Origin of the sequence: Domibacillus sp. A3M-37, assembly GCF_024213455.1 — a bacterium.
In the GTDB taxonomy this organism is placed as follows: Bacteria; Bacillota; Bacilli; order Bacillales; family Domibacillaceae; genus Domibacillus; species Domibacillus tundrae.
The window spans coordinates 1-16,592 of sequence record NZ_JANAVL010000032.1 but is presented as its reverse complement, the minus strand read 5'-3'; the positions used below and the strand labels follow the sequence as shown (position 1 = coordinate 16,592).

Sequence of the window (16,592 nt, the reverse complement as noted above, 5' to 3'; positions counted from 1 at the left end):
TTCTTTTTGTGTTGGATTTATATTATCCATCTGTTTGTCCCTATTGTACGTTAAAGACTCCAGCTGCAAAGGAAGCCAGAGCCTTTTCCAAATGCAACATAATATATATTATGTTGCGTCAATAAACATATTATTATATATCTGATAATTGTTTTTTCCTTTTTTCTTAGCCTGATACATAGCTGTATCAGCACATTTAATCAATGTTTCTGCTTCATTTTCAACATTTTCGGAAAATACAATTCCGATACTTGGTGTCACTTTGACTTCAATATTCTTTATTAGATAAGAACGTCGTAACTCTTGAAGGATTCTTTCTGCAACCTGAATAGCAGCATCCTTATAACTGATGAAAGGTAATAGTACAGTGAATTCATCTCCTCCTAATCTCGCTACGGTATCTACTTCACGAGTACAGCTTTTTAATCGGGTGGATACTTCCTGGAGCAATTGATCTCCAGCATTATGGCCTAGAGTATCATTAACGTTTTTAAAACCATCCAGATCAATAAATAAAACAGCCAATTGTTCGTTAGATTCATTCGTTTCATTCAACGTCCTTATCAGTTTTTTTTCAAAAAACCGCCGATTAGGTAACTGAGTTAAAGAATCTTGATAAGCCATTCTGTTAATGTATTCATTTTTGCTTTTTAATTCTTCATTTAAAACTTCTAACCGTGTTCTTTTTACATGTAATCTATTGACTAAAAAACTAATCGGGATAGTAACAACCATATTTACAATGGCTATTTCAATTAATAGGTACCACTCTAAAGAATGAATAGTACCATTTATATGATCGTGTAACTCCGTTATCAGATTCAATGTGATGGAAAAGATAGTTGCAATCAAACCACCTTTAAAACCATGATAGTAAGTAAAAATTACAGTAGGGACCAAACAACCAAACCAAGCTATTGAAATTTGTAATTCCACAAATAAGGAATGACCTTCAATAAACATTTCAAGAAAAAAAGGAATAGAATAAAATAGTATAACTACCATCCACAGAGACTTAGGTATAATGCTTATTTTGTTTTTCGGCATAAAATCTTTTGGTTCTCCTTTCGGCAACCCCGCTTCCATAGAAAAATTTTCTTTAGGACGGTAGCTTTGCGTCACCATCTTTCGATGGTTTTACCTTTTTATATAGTAAAATATACCTTAAAACCCTCTAATTGTATACAAATCTCTGTGTTATAACTAAGACCTCGTCCAATAATAATAAGCAGCCAAAAAAGCTTAAGACCACGTGGTCTTAAGCTTTTTTGATACAACATAATACCTATTATGTTGCATTAATAAACTGAACTATAAAAAAAGAAGACTGTTCAACACAGTCTTCTTTTATTGACACCGTGGAGGAAATCCTCTCTTTATTCTATGTCCCTCGAGCTGTGGTATTCTGTTTTTTCATATTCAACATTTTATGTTATTGGACTGCACAGTTTCTGTTTGTATAAGCTTTTTTTAATTGGGTAACTTACCTATTATCCCCCAATAGTAACTTGTCTGTATATTGTCTAAATAAAACGAGCCTTCATCCTTTACATAAGGTGTAGAGCTCGTTTTATATTTGTATAAACTAAAGCATATAAAATTGTTGTTTTCAAATAACTAAATGCAATATAATAGCTATTTTGTTGCATTGGGAAGCGGATATTATTTTTAAAAATGTGGTTTCCAAACTGTTTTTTTAGGATAATGTATTTGAGTGAAATTAAGCAGGAGGAATCATGAAAAGGTCAGTTTTATCAGATAAGGAACTTCTTGAAGCATATCATCAAGCTCAAAAATTGAATTTGGATAAAGAATTCATCAATATGCTAAAGGAAGAAATCCAATTAAGAAAACTTTCTGAAACACCAAAAAACCTCTGACGTTTTAAAACGTCGGGGGTTTTTGAATGAAATACAACAAAATAACCTTTATGTTGCATCCGTAAATCAAAATTCATATTTCATTTTTCAAATGAACACCCATTAGTGGAACTATTCATTCATTTATAAACAATATCATCTTTTAATGAAGCAACTTTACCTAAGGCTGTGTCTATATCTGCTTCATTTACCCCAAAGTGAGCTAGAGCATCGTGAAGATGTTTTGCAATAGCGTCAAACTGGGCTGGCTGTATATTCATTCCTTCGTGTGCTTTTGCCATTGATTTTCCTGAATACTGATTAGGTCCACCTAATGCAAAACTAATAAATTTTGTCTGATGACGGTGCTGTTTTTCCATATCTGTATGTTCAAAAAAGTGATTAACGGTATCGTCTTTCAGAACCAATTCGGAATAAAAATAGTCCACCACTTTTGCAATCGCTTCTTCCCCGCCAACTTTTTCGTAAAGTGTTTGTTCCATTGCTATACACTCCTGTCTAAATGTTTATAATCACATTTTTCCCAATAATGTTAGCTCCAATCCCTACGGCTTATTAACCATTGATATCTCGCTGCTTTTTACTTTGTATTCAGTACCATTTCTGAAACATTTTAAGCGCAGCATAATTATATTTTTGTATTCGAAGACACATTAAAGAGACAATTTCAAGAACTGGAACTGAGAAAACTTTCTAAAAACGCAAAAACCACCTGATTTACAAAAGTCAGGTGGTTTTTTCTGCAACATCCCATAATTTCATTTATGTTGTATTTGAATTTCTATTCGATCAGGTTAATCTTTCTTAAATACCGATAAAACCAATAGCCAAACATGTATGGGAATAGATAAGAAACAAATGTCCAAAAGACATTCCATCCATTTCCGTATGATACTTTCCCTAATAGAAAAAACAAAGCCTCAACTAATGTTGTTACAAATGCGATAAAGAACACAATAAGGTAAGGGCTTTTGTTGCTTTTCTTTATAAAATAAATCATATAACATCCTAAAACAGGATAGAATCCTAAATTAAATGGTAAAGTGGATAAGATTTCTCGCTTGGTGAAAGGATATACATGCCAAAAACCGAAGTCCACTCCAAGTCCATTGACTAATAACGCATTAACAGAAGCAAAAGGAGCAATCAATGGTATAAGTTTTTTATCTTTCAATTGTAGATGCACTAGAGCAATAACCCACGGAATTACAAAGAAAGCAATTGAAAAAACCATTTCACCTATCTCCTTTTTTGCATCGCAAATCTAAAAATCCAGAATAACTATCCGTAGACTATCCACTTCTCGAGGTACATATACACTATGAAAACCGTCGTCTTGCCTTTCCAGAGAAAGCATTACAACAAAGAAAGAAGATTAAGAAAAACAACCCTCCTGGCTTTTAAAAGCCAGGAGGGTTTCACTTTCATGCAACATAATAGGCATTTTGTTGCATTAGTAAACGAGTTTTATGGTTCAATTTTTCAACTAACCTGCTCGTTAGTTTAAGTACATTCTTTCACGAACTTTACAAAAATGGATTTATGTTAATCTGACCAAAAAGGACTGTCTTTTTGACAATCCTTTTCTTCACTAACGCACCCGTTAGTGGAATAAGAAGGGTAAATGTGTTCTAACAAAAGAGAAAGAAAAATCACTTACTGCTGGCTTTTTTCTTTCTTTTCCCAAAGGTCCCAAAGGGTATACACAATAGCAACGAAAATCGAAAAGGTTACAAACATAAAATAAGTATTTATATTAAAATACTGGTTGTTCACATGAAAACTCAATCCTGAAGTAATGCTTTGAATATATTCCGCATCTGCAACACCGTTTCTTTTTATTAATGCATCTTTTATGACTTGGCGATATTCATTCAATTCATTTTTTTGATAAAAAAAGGCAACTGTTAAGTGAACGAGAATGCCGAATATGCTGATGATAAAAACAGTGTTGCTAATCGAATGCACACGAAAAATTCGAACCCATAATATTACCATAAAGATGAGTAGTGGAATTAGAATCCAAGCTATCAACAAAGCTGGATTACCGTTTCCAGATGAAGTTCCTGGAATTGGAGTCATTTGGTTAACTAGTAGGAAGACTCCTAATGCTAAGATGCTAACAACGAATAGCGTAATCTTTGCAATTTTCACTGTATACCCCCCTCTTTTTTCCCTATATTCTTTTATGTTTCAATTATATAAATTGTAATCCTTGTTCAACTAAACTGAAGTACATTCTTTCACGAACTTTACAAAAACTTATTTATGTAAAGTGAAAAAACCTTTCAAATCAAAGAAGGGTTTTTTATTTTGTTATTGAATTAATAAATGTAAAGTGATATTTACGATATAGGAGGTTTTTTCGTGCCTTGTATTCCCATAAAAGATAAAAAAACAATCGATGACATGATGGAAGTTTTGGCATCCAGGCCAAACGGATTTACATATGCCTTGTATCTCGAATTTGCTCTTTCAACTGCATTAAGAGTATCTGACATTTTGGCTTTGAAGAAAAAGGATATTAAAAACGGCGTGGTCTACGTAAAAACGCAAAAAACAGGCGTGGTCAAGCACATCGCCTTGAACGACAAATGCAGAGCCAAAATGGAAATGTATTTGGAACACAAAAAAGAAAATGACGTCATTTTCGATTTCACACGACAATGGGTTCACCAGATGCTGAAATGGGCCGCGGATATGGTGGGAATGGACAAGTCTTTGGTTAGCTGCCATACCACAAGAAAAACGGCTGCCTGGCGCTTTTATGTTGCATCAGGACACGACATCGTGAAAACAGGACAGCTCCTGGGCCACAAAAGCAGTACAGAAACAAGGAAATATCTTGGAATAGATGAAACAGAAGTAAATGATTTAAATGCGAAGATTTCGTGGAGCTAAAAACAGTGGATCAACTAGGATTACATCGAATTTAGTCGAAAAATTTAGTAGAGAACTAGCATTAAAAAGTAATATAAAATAAAATAAATAAAGAAAAAAAGGCAAAAGAAAAAGACCGTGTTGGTCGCACAGTCTTCTTCTCGGCAGGAGAAACCCACCAAACCCACATAAAAACCCATGGCAAGGATTTTTGTGGTGAAATTTAAAGTTATATTTTGATTATATTCTCATAGCGGTAATTTTTCAAGAAAGTTATCGTTTCCTTTTGGAGATATAAAAAAAATATTCTGGGATCCTGCCTTGCCGAAAGTTCTGTTTACTTACGGGAGGGTTATTTGTTATGGGAAAGAAAGAACTAAACACATTTCAGTACGGAAATTATGCCGTTATGGCGGAAACTGAATTGCTGCCAAACGGAGACAAAAAAATAACGTCAAGAAAAATAAAAGGAAAATTAACTAATTGCTATGATAATGTACGGCTAAAATATTGTTTTCAACCCGATAAGGTTCTAACGCTTGAAGAATTTTTTAACGTCATCGTGGGGGATCGCTTTAAAAATAAAGATTACGTAATGGTGGTCTACCGAGGATATGACCAGGAGCGTCACTGCAATTCAATGGATGAGCTTCTATACTACGCTAAGTGGGCGGAGCATTTTTGTCCGAATACGTTCTACAAGTGGGAAACCCGAAGCGCAGAAAATCTACGCTGTCTCCAATGGATGGTTTTTGATTTCGAGTTGCGCCAATCGAACGGAAAAGCTTTTTCGCCTTTGCAGGTGTGGGAAATTTTCCGAAGGGAAATAGGGTTTACACCAAGATTTATTAAGGAATCCGAGACAAAAGGCAGTTACCATGTGGGACTCCAACACACAACAGTTAACGGAAAAACAGAAAGTGTTTATCTTTTTAACCGTATCCAGGCCAAGATTGCGAAAAAAATCGGGACGGATGAAGGAGCTAATGGGGGGAATCACCTTTATTCTATTCCAAAAAAGGATCAAAAAATTTTCTATTTCGCTGGTGATCCAATAGATTTTAATGATTTGAAAAACTGGTGGTTGCAGCAGTTGAAAGAAGAAAATAAAAAAACGTATACAACGTCAGGGAAAGTAACTTCGCTGACGGAGCACATGCTTTGGAATCACGATGCGATAAAAGCCCTGCAAGAACACGAATTTGACGGAAGCCGAAACCAAGCAGCTTTTACTTTGGCGCTACTTCATTATGCACTTGGAAAGACAAAAGAAGAAACGGAAGATTATCTGCTAAACAAGTGGTATCCATACGTGGATCAGAAAGGGAAACCTTATCGTTTAAGCGAACTAAGGGCATCTATTAAGAGTGCTTACAGCGGGAAATACATGGGTCCGAGTAAAGAAAGGATCGAAGCTTTAACTGGGATTGAATTTAACCTTCGAATTTATCGAGGCCAGTACCAGCGGTCTATACGTCATAACATGACTGAAAACCAGCAGGCGATTATTGGCTACTTCCGCGATCGGGGCGGAAAAGTGGAAATGATGAAAAAAGAATTGATCGAGGATATTTGCCAAACGCAAGAATCACCTTTGGGAAAAAAATTCGCTTTTAAAAGTATTGAACGAAATTTGGACAAGCTCAAAAAAGAACGCGTCATAGACTGGGAGAGCAAGGGCAGCGGCGGGAATGCCAAGGCCAAAATCACGGAATTTGTCTTGAAGGATGGCATTTACAGCGATACAACGGCCATCATTGAAGAAGATCATAACGTTTATGTCCTTGGAAAAGTGGTTGATTTAAATTAGGTTTTTGGGGGTCGAAATCATAAAAAACGGGCATTTTTTTAGAGTTTCATTTTTTAAAGAATCCAGTCGTACCAAGGGTTCGTTCAACCCTCATATTTTGCATACATAAGGAATAGCCCTCCGCTGGGGGGCTGTTGATACTGGAGCTCTGTGGATAACTGTCTCTCTATGTAAGTACCCCTGTATAAATAGATATGAGGTCCTTGTGGTTTCAGTGAGGGGGGGTGTCAGGGTTGTCCCTTTATAAGGATAGATGGTCTTACCCTTTTGTGATAAAAGAAGTATGTGTATTATACACATTATGTTTAAGTTTTCAGGGGGCGTAGTCCCGCAGCGGAGCGGCCCCTCTGTACAAGTAGCCTGACGAACAGTAAGTATGAACGACTCTTACTCTTTTCTGGTTTTAGGTTTTTGGGAGAAACCATACTAGTACATACACCAACTTGTGGATAGAAACTCTATTTTGGCCCCTCGCGGCGCGCGCGCGTTTTTAAGAGTTGGGATATTCAAATCAATTTAAAAACGCTCCTGGGCGAATCTGAGCGCTCTGATAACCTGTTAGCGGGGATCGTGGCGCCACTAGGGCAGGAACCCGAACGCTGCTGCATGTTATTTGCAGAATATTTGAAATAGTTTTATAATAAGTACAAGTGATTGACAGAAGCAGCTCAACTTAATAACCCATATCCTAGAGAGCCTGACGAACTCTCTAGGACGGGTTATCCATCCGAGAGATCAGCGAAATCTTTATTTCGGAATGGCCGCAGCAACCGAATTTAACCCACCTGAGAGCCGCGAACTCTTAATCAGGCTGGGTTATTTGTCTTTTATGAGGGTTGCGATCAAAGCCCCGATTGTCTGGACCTTTCATTTCTGATGGGGGTGAATTGATTTGCACGAGTACCTGGACTAAAGAAGGCGGATGTCGAAAACATGCGCCTTCTTTTTTTGAATAATCTGACTTTAATCTTCAATATTCTTCAAAAACTGTTCAATCGTGTTTTCTTTTATGCTTTCTCGAAATGCGACTAACAGAATCACAAGGTTTTCTTCGCATTGACGATTCTCTCGAATGAGTACATCCGTGAGTCCTGCGACGTGCTGTTTTTCCTGTTCCATATTCCTGCCTTCTAGCTTGGCAATGGCCGTACTGTACTCTAAAAAATCGGCTGCATTCCTCATAAAAAGATGAATCTCACTGTATTGAAATTGATTGTTTATGATGCTTTGCAATCGATACATCATAAATTCTTCTGCTGAAAACTTTGCGGATCCAAGTAGATTAATGGCTTTTTTCATCTCAAAACCGCCCTTTTTGATTTTTGGCAGGTTCGTTGTTGTAAAAGCTTTTGTAATGTTTCATGCCAGATTCATTTTTCGTGAATATCGATGTCTAAATCCTTAAAATACCTCAAAAACTGCCTTTTTTGGACATCCTGGAACTCTTTAACTACCACGTAGTGTTCCCAACAGAAGTGGGCCAGCAAGCCTGTCTTGCGCCAATCATGTAAGGCATATAAATTTCCCTTTTGCGTGAAGCAGTAATGACAAAACCTCTCATCATCTGCATTCAAAACATTCCCTCCTTTCTTCCTTCATTTTGGAGGAACTCACGTTCCTTAATTTATTTTAGAAAACGTACGTTCCATAATCAAGTCCAATAGTGGTTTCGCGGCATGTAATGGGTCGGACGTTCGAAAAAAAAGTGAAAATACGGACCGTTTTGGCGGGCATCTTTTCAGCAAAAGGGCGCGACTCCGTCCTTTTGGTGAGAGATGCCCGTACGGCCCGTATGTGTTTCACGGGAAACGTCATCCAGCCAGAACCCCATGGCTTCAGCCATGGGAGTGTCAGAGTTTAAAAAAAGTGCTGTTGGATTTATCAAGAGTTTTCTTTAAAAGTTCATGGATTCTTTCCTGTTTGCTGCTGTCACTTTCAAACGCTGTGGCGAACTGTTCACGATGGAAAACTTCTGAAATATTTGGATATGCTTTTTTTGCGTCTCGATCAACAAAATAACCTCTGACAATAATCCTCGATTGGAGGTAGTGTATGAAGTCCAACAGTGGTTTCCCGTGAAGTTCATCTTTGTGGTGGTCAACATGTATGTTCGCGGTGGGAAAATAATAATGGATATGGTCTTTTGCGTTTTTCATGTGTTTTTCGAGCATTTTTAAGCTTTGCGTGATGTAAGCATGTGTTGTATCACATATGTTTCCGAAGATGTTCAAAAGCAGATGATAGCGTCTTATCATCGGTATTTTTTTTCAAGCATACCAACGATTTTTAAGTAGTCGGAATAGGTTTGTTTCGATGTGACCGTTCCGAAATTGTGGTTGTTTTTGAATTCAAAAGTCCAGAAGGACTGTATCCAATCAATAAAATCGTTAATCAATTCCTGTACAGCCTCGCTCTTTTTCAACTCATCGATTTCTTGATACATCGTTTGAAACATTTTTTTGCTTTCAAGGTATTTATAAGTACCTGATTGCCTGTTATAAACAATATAAAAGGTGAAGATTCCTCCTTTTTTTCGGTCGATTTCCTCGTTTGGGTGCTGCCTGTCATTCCCTTTCGGTGCTATTTTCCCTCTTTTGTGGTGGATCGCATAAAATCCACATCCTAAATTTTCCAGTTGGTAGGATAATAACTTCCCTTTAAATCCAAGCGGCCGAATAGTCGAATCCTTAAAAACAGGGATTTCCACTTCTCCTTTTGATAACCGTTCGTTGCTGTGGTCAATACTCATATCTTCTTCACTGAAAAAGGCCTTTCTCCGCAGTGCTGGGACAAGGCCCAGGTCCTTTTCGATTACCCTAAAGGGTATATTTGGTTTGTATTGTTTCAATTCTTCAAAATCCATATGCAATCAACCCCTTTTTATGTAATTATAAGTAAATTTTATGAAAAAATTGTAAATTCAAGTTAAAATATAGACAAGGAAATCGTTTAAATTTATTTATCTCTTCGGGGATTTATAGAGCTTTTCGTTCAACGAGAAGTACGCATGCTACTCTTCGGGGTGGTATTCAAAAAAAAAGGAAAACAGGATTCTAAAAAATTAGAGAAGATGCCTGTTTTTTTGCATTGGGAAACATCATAAAATACGCCATTATAAGTACGGAGTGTCTTGCCAACGCTGCATCATGCTCGAAAGGAAGTGGAAAATAAGAGTTTCAAAAGGATTTTGATGTTGATTTCTAGCTTGGAACAAACTGATGTGAAGGATAAAAAACGGGAGGGGAAAAATGATGAAAGTATAAACGTGGAGAGTTCACTGAATGGAGTGGATCAAATCAGTTGTAGAAGCAATGTTGGGTCTGCTTGAGGATGAAAAAGATGGATGAAGAAAAAGCTAAATCTGAGACTACCCCGCTCTTATTAGTCGATAAAAACTCCTGCACACCGTCGGTGTCCTGTTAATTGATTCAACAGGTGGAGGGCTAATAACGAGCACACGATTGTAGGGGTATGGACGTTGGGTCACGGGACTGTGGACCAGCCGAGCCAAAATGTAGTCGCTATAATTGCTGCGCTGATTGCTCTCAATTTTTAAACGCCAGTTTTAAAAATTGAGAGAAGGAAGTGCTCTTTTGCATTTGAAAAACGCCCATTTTGGGCGTTTTTTGGTTTTAGTGAGCGCGCGAACGGCTGCCATTTGGCAGTGAACGGCTGGAGGCCGTGAGCCTGCAAATGCAGACGTGATGCGGGGCGAATGCTCTTGGAGGGAAAAGTCGGGTACCGACATTTCCCTGGTTTTAAGGGTAATCCTCTACCTTTTACAGGTAGAGGATATGCTAGGCCAGAAAAGAAGAACCAATCCACGGATTCGCAAGGGGTTGAACCAAAATAAATTAGTCGGAAAATTTCATCCAGAAACGAATTTTGTATGTATGATGAGGCAGGAAAATCGAAAAAAGGAGGTGGCATAATGGCACGAAAGGGCGGGAAAAAGAAACGTGGCCAAATCCGAAGCAGAAAAAAAAACGGGTACCATGTGATGAACCAATTAAATTTTTCGAGTCGGGCACAGGAAAAAGTGTATGACAAGCTGGCGATCGAATACGTGGAGCAGCATCTCCCAAAAGTCATGAACATTGTGCCAAAAGAAGTGCGGGAAAAACGGGGAGATGCACCATTTAATCGACCAGGGAAGCTGTATAAAGAAAATCTAGATACCGTGAGCACGAAAGACAAATACGTCACCATGGCAAAAACATTCATAAAGTGGAATGTCATCCATAAAGGAATTTCGTCTCTCGGCGAAATTAACGAAAAAAACACAGAAGAATTTTTTGATACCATCGCTGAAAACACGGGCGGTGAAGGAAAAGACCGATACAGCAAAAAAACGTACGATGGCTATGTCGATTCGGTTTATAAATACTTTGCTGCCGTAAGCAAAAATCCAGAAGATGCACTGGTTCCAATAGAGGGGCGGGAGTTCGGAAAAGCGATTAAAAGTTCCAAAAAGCTCTACAACCAGGAATTCAGGGATAAAATGCGGGGTAAAATCGGCGATTTTTCGCAGGATGAAGTGAAGCGCGGGACGGGATACACCGACAGACAGGCAAAAATCATCCTGAGGCAGGCGTTAAAGAACGATAAATATTCGACGCAGGAAAAATTGGCGGTGGCTTGCCTGGTGTACGGCACGTTTCGAAACAGTGAATTGCTTAACTCGAGTGCGGACTGCTTTGATTCCGAAGCCAAAACAATCCGCATGACCAAATACGGCATGACGAAACAAGACCGTCCACGGATAGTGTTGGACGTGGATAAAAAGGTATTTGATCTGCTGGATCAATACCAGAAAGAAACGGGCATCCCGCCATCAGAAGAGCTGTTTAACAACTTCAGCCAGGACAAAGTGCGGGCTTTGGTCAAGGAGTGCTGCCGTGACGGGAAAGTAAAATACAGCGGTGTCCATGATTGTCGCAAAGCGTACGTGGAAAGAACAGAAAATGCGCTGTTTAAACGGGCGCTAAAAGGCGATTTGACGAAAGAAGAGATGGTAGAAAAAATTCTGCAACAGGTAGGCGTGGATCCAAGCCTGAATCCTGAAAAAAGTCCGAAGGACTACGCGTGGAAAACGCTGAAGGATGGAACGAAAAAACGGTATCGAACGAACCATGGGAAAGAGGCAGCACCGAAAGAGCCGAAATTCACGAAAGAAAAGCTGCTGGAGTACCCGATTGAAAACCTGATCGACTTGTACGTAGCTGAACAGTTAGGTCATGCGAAAACGTCGACGAATCAGGAGTACAGGATAAAAGAACAAAAAGAGAAAAGAAGAGCGTACATAAAAGAATTAAAAGCCCAACGTAAAGGCGATCCGAAATAACGATACGAATCGCTGGAAAAACGCCCGTTGTGCGGGCGTTTTTTGGGCGTTTTCCAACAGTGGTTTATTATTAGATAATTAGATAGATTAACGGTTGGTTTTAGTGATTTTATAATCCATAAATCGAAACCTTGCATTCAAAATCCCACTAAAAAGGTAGTACTGGCTGCCAACCACTGTCACATCATGCAAATGGTAGCGTTCATTTCCCCTATAACCGATAAGACCATTACCTTCCCCTGACTCATGTGACAGGTCACGATTGGCTTGAACAGTGAAATACCCTTTGTAGTAACGATCGGTTTCCTTGCTGCCTTGAGCCCTGTTGTCGCCCACTTCGGTGACTTTCACATATGTTTGCTTTATAAAAATATAAGCTTCGGTTACTTTAAACGGTTCGATTCCGATGTACAGTGTACAGTCCGTCAATTCAATCGGCTTTAAATTTTTGTATTTACGGTAGAACAATTCTTCAATCAATCGCTATCGCCTCGCTTCAAGGATGTAATCAGGAGGACATTTTTTAGCTCTTCAATCTCGTTAACAAGGTTGCTCATGTCTTTTTTTATAATTTGCCGTTGCCCGAAACGCTCTTCAAAATTTAACTCAAAAGTTCTGAAAAGGGGTTTTGCTGAACGATTCCCTTCGGGCAGAGTAAAATAGGTTACGGTGGCTGTTACGGATTTAGGGTTATTAGGATAACGCATATAGTCAACAATCGAGTCGTAAAAAAACATAATCTCCTCGCCAGCATCCAATAAGGGTAACCTTCTAAACATGCTTAATTGGTTCAACGTAATGTTTTCATAGGGCAGATCGGGAGAAAAATGTGCGCGGAGGTCATACGCAGGTCCGCCTCCTGAATTTTTCAGGGAAACATTTAGAAAATTAGAGTTCTTTTCATCTGGCACAAGCCGTAATGAAACCGTAGGTTCTTCCCTGGAAATCCTTTGTTTTCTCGTTTCCCAGTACGTGAAAAACGTGATAATAAGTATGAGCAAACCTCCTATTGTTGCAACCGTGGTCGAGACACCCGCGAGCGCGTCGAAGAAATCCGTTTTACTGTTGCCATACTTAGGAATCACCCATTTATCTGTGACTAGGAACGCTGATATAACAAGACCAATTAATACTGCTATGAATCCAAATCCAAGAAATATATATCTTATGTATTTCAAGATGCCACCTCATACGACATTTTTTTACCTTATTATACCTTAATAAACAAAGTGGACCATAGCGTGAAAATCAGTTAGGGTCTATTATGTTAGGAAGTGTATTTAAAACGCATATAGAACGTGTTAAAAACGGGGCAGGTGATTAGAAAAATGGATGAGGGAAACTTAGGTTATTTCTCCAAAACGGCAGCCGAACGGGTAGGCATCGCTTCTGAAACGCTGCGAGGATGGAGCTTAAGGTTGGAAGCTGCGGGAGTTGAATTTGAAAGAAATAAAAAGAAACAGCGCATTTACTATGAAAAAGATATTCGGCTACTGGCTGAAATGAAAAAACTGATTGATTTACAACAGCCACAAGCGGAAGTGATCAAGAGCATTGCGGAAAATTGGCAGAAAGGCGATTACAACGCGCCTGAACCTGTGGAAAACGGGGATAAAACGCATACCGTTTCACGCTTTGAAAACGCACTCGAAACGCCTTCGGAACGCTTGTCTGAATTTAAAAAAGAGCTCATCCAAGAGCTGGCCCAGACGCAGCAGGAACAGCTGGATCAGTTTAAGAAGGAATTGGCCTTGGAGATGGCTGAAGTTATGCAGGATCGTTTCGAAAAAGCCGTGAATGAAGCAGTGGAGCTGGCTTTACTGAAGGAAAAAGCGAAGATCGAAGCGGCCGTAAGGCAGGAAATAGAGGAAAAACTGCTCCTGGAAGCAGATTTAACCGAAAAAAACGCAAAAAAAAGCTGGTTCAGGCGCGTTTTCAGGTGATCTAAATACCATTTGGGGATTAGATCATCCTTAGAAGCATCATGTCCAATAAGAGAATTTTTCCACCAATGACATTCCGTGCTACACTATTCATATTCATCTCTCAGAGGAGGTTTTTTCTTGGCTTTTGTTTCCTTCTTGTTAATGCTTTCAGCAGCGGTCCTGTTTGTTTTGGGAATTGCAGGCCTGGTAAAACGGAACGGAACAGCCAAAAAGCGGTTTTTATGGATGGGGGGAGCTGTTATCCTCTCTATCATTACCTCTACTTGGAGCACCCTTGCTTTATCTTTCCTTCTTGCAGCTGCTGTTCTGCTTGTTATGGGCATTACAGGAGTGATTGAACGGGACGGAACAGCCCGAAAGCGGTTTCTCCAAATGGCCGCAGCCTTTTTGCTGGCTCTCATCACGGGTTCGATGATTGATTCTCCTAAGGAGGAACCTGCCGTTCGGACGGAAGAGGTAGCAGATGTTCCAGTAGATAGCCCAGATGAAGCCCGTGAGGGGCAGGACGCTGAACAGGCCAGCGCTCCTGTAACGAAGAAGCCTGCCAAGGAAACAGAGAAAGCGCATACTATGGGCAGCCCGATCCGCACGGGTGATTTTGAGTTTGTGGTTGCATCTGTGAAGGAAGACCAGATCATCCCCAGCAGTAACGAATTCATAGAGAGCTATGAAACGGAAAACAAGCTTGTGATTGTTGATTTCACGGTGAAAAATCTGGATAAGAGAACACGGGCGGTCGGCAGTAACTTGTTTAAGCTAAAGGACGATCAGGGAAATGAATACAATCCGTCGGATGAGTACGAAATCACCGCCCTGCTTGAGGAAGAAGATTTGATTTTTGAAGATGTGAACCCTGGCCTGAGCAAAAAGGGGAAAGTCGTATTTGAACTCCCTCCTGATGTGGCCCATTACAGTCTGGAATTGTCTTCGGGGCTCGGGTGGTCAGGCGGCGACTATGAAATTCTTCAGCTTAAATAACACATGCCAGTTTCCATGTTTAGCCCCTGTGGTAAAGGCTTTGCAAAGATGATCCGAATCTTTGACAGCGTAAATTGTTGGAGGCAATTGACCAACAGCAGAAACAAACGTTAAAGAAAAAATGGTGGAACTTCAATTTTTAATACTTAGTAATCTAAGTAAACCATCTGTAAACTAATAATTTTAGAAGTAAACTATTATATAATAAGCAAACTTTTTTATAAGCAGAGAAATAAAAAAACCAACCTAAGGATTAGTCCTGGGTTGGTTTTTTTTGGTTCTGACGGTTGTTTCGTTTTGGAGGAGTAGGCACTTTTGTTTGTTCTTGACCTTTTATTTGTTCTTGAAGCTGTTGGATTTGGTTTTTTAGATCGGTTTCTCTTCGTTCCATTTCTTCTAAATAGAACGGACGTATAGCTTTTTCTGTTTTTTCTCGGACTTCATCCCACAATTTTTCTTTTTCGTCGCTGAATTGTCTTGTCAGTTGTTTTTCTTGTTCATACAACTCTTTTGAGTGCACAAAATTCAAAGTTTCTTCTTGTTTTGCCAAAGCATCAACTGAGTCTTCTTTTTGTTTGGTTAAGGATTCATTTAAATTTTCAATTTTTTGGTTTAATCCTTTGATCGCCTCTGTAAATTGACGGTTTTCTTCCAGGATTGGTCCGACGGCTTTTAACTCTTCGTCTTTACTAACGATGGTTTCATTCAGCTGGTTGATTCGTTGTTGTTGATCCTGAATTTTTTCGTTTCGATCCGAAATTAGCTGCTCTTGGTCTTCTGTCCTTTTTAGCAGTGTGTCACGCTCTTTTAAAACAATGCCATGGCTCTGAACCAGTTCTTCATGTTCTGATTGGTTTTTTTGAAATAGATTATTTAAAGCGTCCAATTGATCTTGAATCACGTTCAGCTCCATCTGTTTATCGTCCAAACGTTTTCCCATTATAGATTCCCATTGGTTTTTTTCAACAGACAGATTCTCCATCTGGCTGGCAAAAATGGACATGATTGAATTGGTCGCATTTTTTAGTTTCTGTATATCGGATTCGAAGTGTCGGCGCAGATCAGGGGCAAAAACAGCTGCATCATCCATCACTTTTTCGATGGATAAGTTGTTTACTAACTCCTCGAAAAATTCGGCTTCGGTTTTATGCGATTCTTTGATAATGCGATTAATTTTTTCCACGGTATCGGGCGTGGCTTTAAATGCTTTGCTCTTATCTCTTCTCTCAAATTCAGCCATTTTTATCACTCCTTTTTTTTGTTCATACTCTAGTTTACCTAAAAATTAATAGTTAACTATTAAAATTATTGGTTTACCAATGGTTTACGCAGTTTACTATATTATAACATTATCTTTAGAAGAACAAAATCCTTCTGCTACTTTCTTTTTTAGTGATATTATCTTAATTAAAGAGATAATATTATCCACTCAAAACAGACAATTTCCCATAAAGCAGTACTTTCAAATTTTTCGTATGAGTGGGGTGTGATATTATAATTTATATCTCCGTTCCGATTTATTATGTTGCGTTCAATCTAACATATATGTCTAATATGTTAGATTGAACGAGTAGCTGCCAAACCAAAACAGGCGCCATCCCTTCTATTTCAAGGGATGGCGCCTGTTTTCTTGTCTATAATTGAATGCAACATAATAACTATTATGTTGCATTCTTTTTTTTATTTTCTTGGTTACATGATTAGGGTCCTTCTTCAGCGTGCTTCTCGTCCCTGTCAGCACCCTCTTTAAAAAA

16 protein-coding genes and 1 riboswitch are annotated in these 16,592 nt (G+C 38.8%); of the genes, 6 read left to right on the top strand and 10 right to left on the bottom strand.

Annotated elements, in window-relative coordinates; all coding sequences use genetic code 11:
• Window positions 1–108: 108 nt before the first annotated feature.
• Window positions 109–1,086, bottom strand: coding sequence for a GGDEF domain-containing protein (locus tag NLX67_RS21305; RefSeq protein WP_254313421.1), 978 nt, complete (start codon window positions 1,084–1,086; stop codon window positions 109–111).
• Window positions 1,067–1,152: riboswitch (cyclic di-GMP riboswitch) on the bottom strand. (Overlaps the previous gene by 20 nt.)
• A gap of 584 nt (window positions 1,153–1,736) precedes the next feature.
• Between NLX67_RS21305 and sda the strand changes: the two genes are divergently transcribed.
• Entirely contained in the window at window positions 1,737–1,880 is a 144-nt protein-coding gene (sda, locus tag NLX67_RS21300; RefSeq protein WP_254313420.1) for a sporulation histidine kinase inhibitor Sda, read from the top strand.
• 119 nt (window positions 1,881–1,999) lie between these two features.
• Here the strand turns inward: sda and NLX67_RS21295 are convergent, their stop codons facing one another.
• The 3 genes from NLX67_RS21295 to NLX67_RS21285 form a co-directional block, all read right to left on the bottom strand.
• Window positions 2,000–2,362, bottom strand: coding sequence for a group I truncated hemoglobin (locus NLX67_RS21295; RefSeq protein ID WP_254313419.1), 363 nt, complete (start codon window positions 2,360–2,362; stop codon window positions 2,000–2,002).
• A 299-nt stretch (window positions 2,363–2,661) separates the two neighbouring features.
• Window positions 2,662–3,114, bottom strand: a complete 453-nt coding sequence (locus NLX67_RS21290; RefSeq protein WP_254313418.1) for a CBO0543 family protein — start codon at window positions 3,112–3,114, stop codon at window positions 2,662–2,664.
• 422 nt (window positions 3,115–3,536) lie between these two features.
• Complete coding sequence (locus NLX67_RS21285; protein WP_254313417.1) at window positions 3,537–4,034, bottom strand: hypothetical protein; 498 nt, start codon at window positions 4,032–4,034, stop codon at window positions 3,537–3,539.
• 213 nt (window positions 4,035–4,247) lie between these two features.
• Here NLX67_RS21285 and NLX67_RS21280 point away from each other — a divergent pair, with 213 nt between their 5' ends.
• Both NLX67_RS21280 and NLX67_RS21275 read left to right on the top strand, forming a co-directional pair.
• Window positions 4,248–4,781 carry a tyrosine-type recombinase/integrase gene (locus tag NLX67_RS21280; protein WP_254313416.1) on the top strand — a complete coding sequence of 178 codons (534 nt, stop codon included), beginning with the start codon at window positions 4,248–4,250 and terminating at the stop codon, window positions 4,779–4,781.
• 340 nt (window positions 4,782–5,121) lie between these two features.
• Window positions 5,122–6,570: a hypothetical protein gene (locus NLX67_RS21275; RefSeq protein ID WP_254313415.1), complete on the top strand. Its 1,449-nt coding sequence runs from the start codon at window positions 5,122–5,124 to the stop codon at window positions 6,568–6,570.
• Between the two features lie 963 nt (window positions 6,571–7,533).
• Here the strand turns inward: NLX67_RS21275 and NLX67_RS21270 are convergent.
• From NLX67_RS21270 to NLX67_RS21260, 3 genes are all read right to left on the bottom strand, one after another.
• Window positions 7,534–7,869, bottom strand: coding sequence for a hypothetical protein (locus NLX67_RS21270; protein WP_254313414.1), 336 nt, complete (start codon window positions 7,867–7,869; stop codon window positions 7,534–7,536).
• 71 nt (window positions 7,870–7,940) lie between these two features.
• A complete protein-coding gene (locus NLX67_RS21265; RefSeq protein WP_254313413.1) occupies window positions 7,941–8,144 on the bottom strand; it encodes a hypothetical protein in 204 nt (67 codons plus the stop codon).
• A 677-nt stretch (window positions 8,145–8,821) separates the two neighbouring features.
• Complete coding sequence (locus NLX67_RS21260) at window positions 8,822–9,433, bottom strand: hypothetical protein (protein WP_254313412.1); 612 nt, start codon at window positions 9,431–9,433, stop codon at window positions 8,822–8,824.
• 1,068 nt (window positions 9,434–10,501) lie between these two features.
• Between NLX67_RS21260 and NLX67_RS21255 the strand changes: the two genes are divergently transcribed.
• Window positions 10,502–11,914 (top strand): hypothetical protein, encoded by a 1,413-nt coding sequence (locus tag NLX67_RS21255; RefSeq protein WP_254313411.1) that lies wholly within the window; start codon window positions 10,502–10,504, stop codon window positions 11,912–11,914.
• A gap of 87 nt (window positions 11,915–12,001) precedes the next feature.
• Here NLX67_RS21255 and NLX67_RS21250 read toward each other — a convergent pair whose 3' ends face one another.
• A complete protein-coding gene (locus NLX67_RS21250) occupies window positions 12,002–12,394 on the bottom strand; it encodes a hypothetical protein (protein ID WP_254313410.1) in 393 nt (130 codons plus the stop codon).
• Complete coding sequence (locus tag NLX67_RS21245; RefSeq protein WP_254313409.1) at window positions 12,391–13,092, bottom strand: hypothetical protein; 702 nt, start codon at window positions 13,090–13,092, stop codon at window positions 12,391–12,393. The genes NLX67_RS21250 and NLX67_RS21245 overlap by 4 nt, the downstream gene beginning before the upstream one ends.
• 150 nt (window positions 13,093–13,242) lie before the next feature.
• Between NLX67_RS21245 and NLX67_RS21240 the strand changes: the two genes are divergently transcribed.
• The gene (locus NLX67_RS21240; protein ID WP_254313408.1) at window positions 13,243–13,857 is read left to right on the top strand and encodes a MerR family transcriptional regulator; all 615 of its coding nucleotides are present in this window, start codon (window positions 13,243–13,245) and stop codon (window positions 13,855–13,857) included.
• 120 nt (window positions 13,858–13,977) lie between these two features.
• On the top strand, window positions 13,978–14,838 hold the full coding sequence (locus NLX67_RS21235) for a DUF4352 domain-containing protein (RefSeq protein WP_254313407.1): 861 nt from the start codon (window positions 13,978–13,980) through the stop codon (window positions 14,836–14,838).
• Window positions 14,839–15,091: 253 nt separating this feature from the next.
• Here the strand turns inward: NLX67_RS21235 and NLX67_RS21230 are convergent, their stop codons facing one another.
• The gene (locus NLX67_RS21230; RefSeq protein WP_254313406.1) at window positions 15,092–16,078 is read right to left on the bottom strand and encodes a coiled-coil domain-containing protein; all 987 of its coding nucleotides are present in this window, start codon (window positions 16,076–16,078) and stop codon (window positions 15,092–15,094) included.
• Between the last annotated feature and the right edge of the window lie 514 nt (window positions 16,079–16,592).

Excerpts from the sequence above, each read along its gene's own strand:
- sda (WP_254313420.1), top strand. The coding sequence starts at position 1,737 with ATGAAAAGGTCAGTTTTATCAGATAAGGAACTTCTTGAAGCATATCAT.
- NLX67_RS21240 (WP_254313408.1), top strand. The coding sequence starts at position 13,243 with ATGGATGAGGGAAACTTAGGTTATTTCTCCAAAACGGCAGCCGAACGG.
- NLX67_RS21260 (WP_254313412.1), bottom strand. The coding sequence starts at position 9,433 with ATGGATTTTGAAGAATTGAAACAATACAAACCAAATATACCCTTTAGG.
- NLX67_RS21305 (WP_254313421.1), bottom strand. The coding sequence starts at position 1,086 with ATGGAAGCGGGGTTGCCGAAAGGAGAACCAAAAGATTTTATGCCGAAA.
- NLX67_RS21230 (WP_254313406.1), bottom strand. The coding sequence starts at position 16,078 with ATGGCTGAATTTGAGAGAAGAGATAAGAGCAAAGCATTTAAAGCCACG.
- NLX67_RS21295 (WP_254313419.1), bottom strand. The coding sequence starts at position 2,362 with ATGGAACAAACACTTTACGAAAAAGTTGGCGGGGAAGAAGCGATTGCA.
- NLX67_RS21275 (WP_254313415.1), top strand. The coding sequence starts at position 5,122 with ATGGGAAAGAAAGAACTAAACACATTTCAGTACGGAAATTATGCCGTT.
- NLX67_RS21290 (WP_254313418.1), bottom strand. The coding sequence starts at position 3,114 with ATGGTTTTTTCAATTGCTTTCTTTGTAATTCCGTGGGTTATTGCTCTA.
- NLX67_RS21270 (WP_254313414.1), bottom strand. The coding sequence starts at position 7,869 with ATGAAAAAAGCCATTAATCTACTTGGATCCGCAAAGTTTTCAGCAGAA.
- NLX67_RS21255 (WP_254313411.1), top strand. The coding sequence starts at position 10,502 with ATGGCACGAAAGGGCGGGAAAAAGAAACGTGGCCAAATCCGAAGCAGA.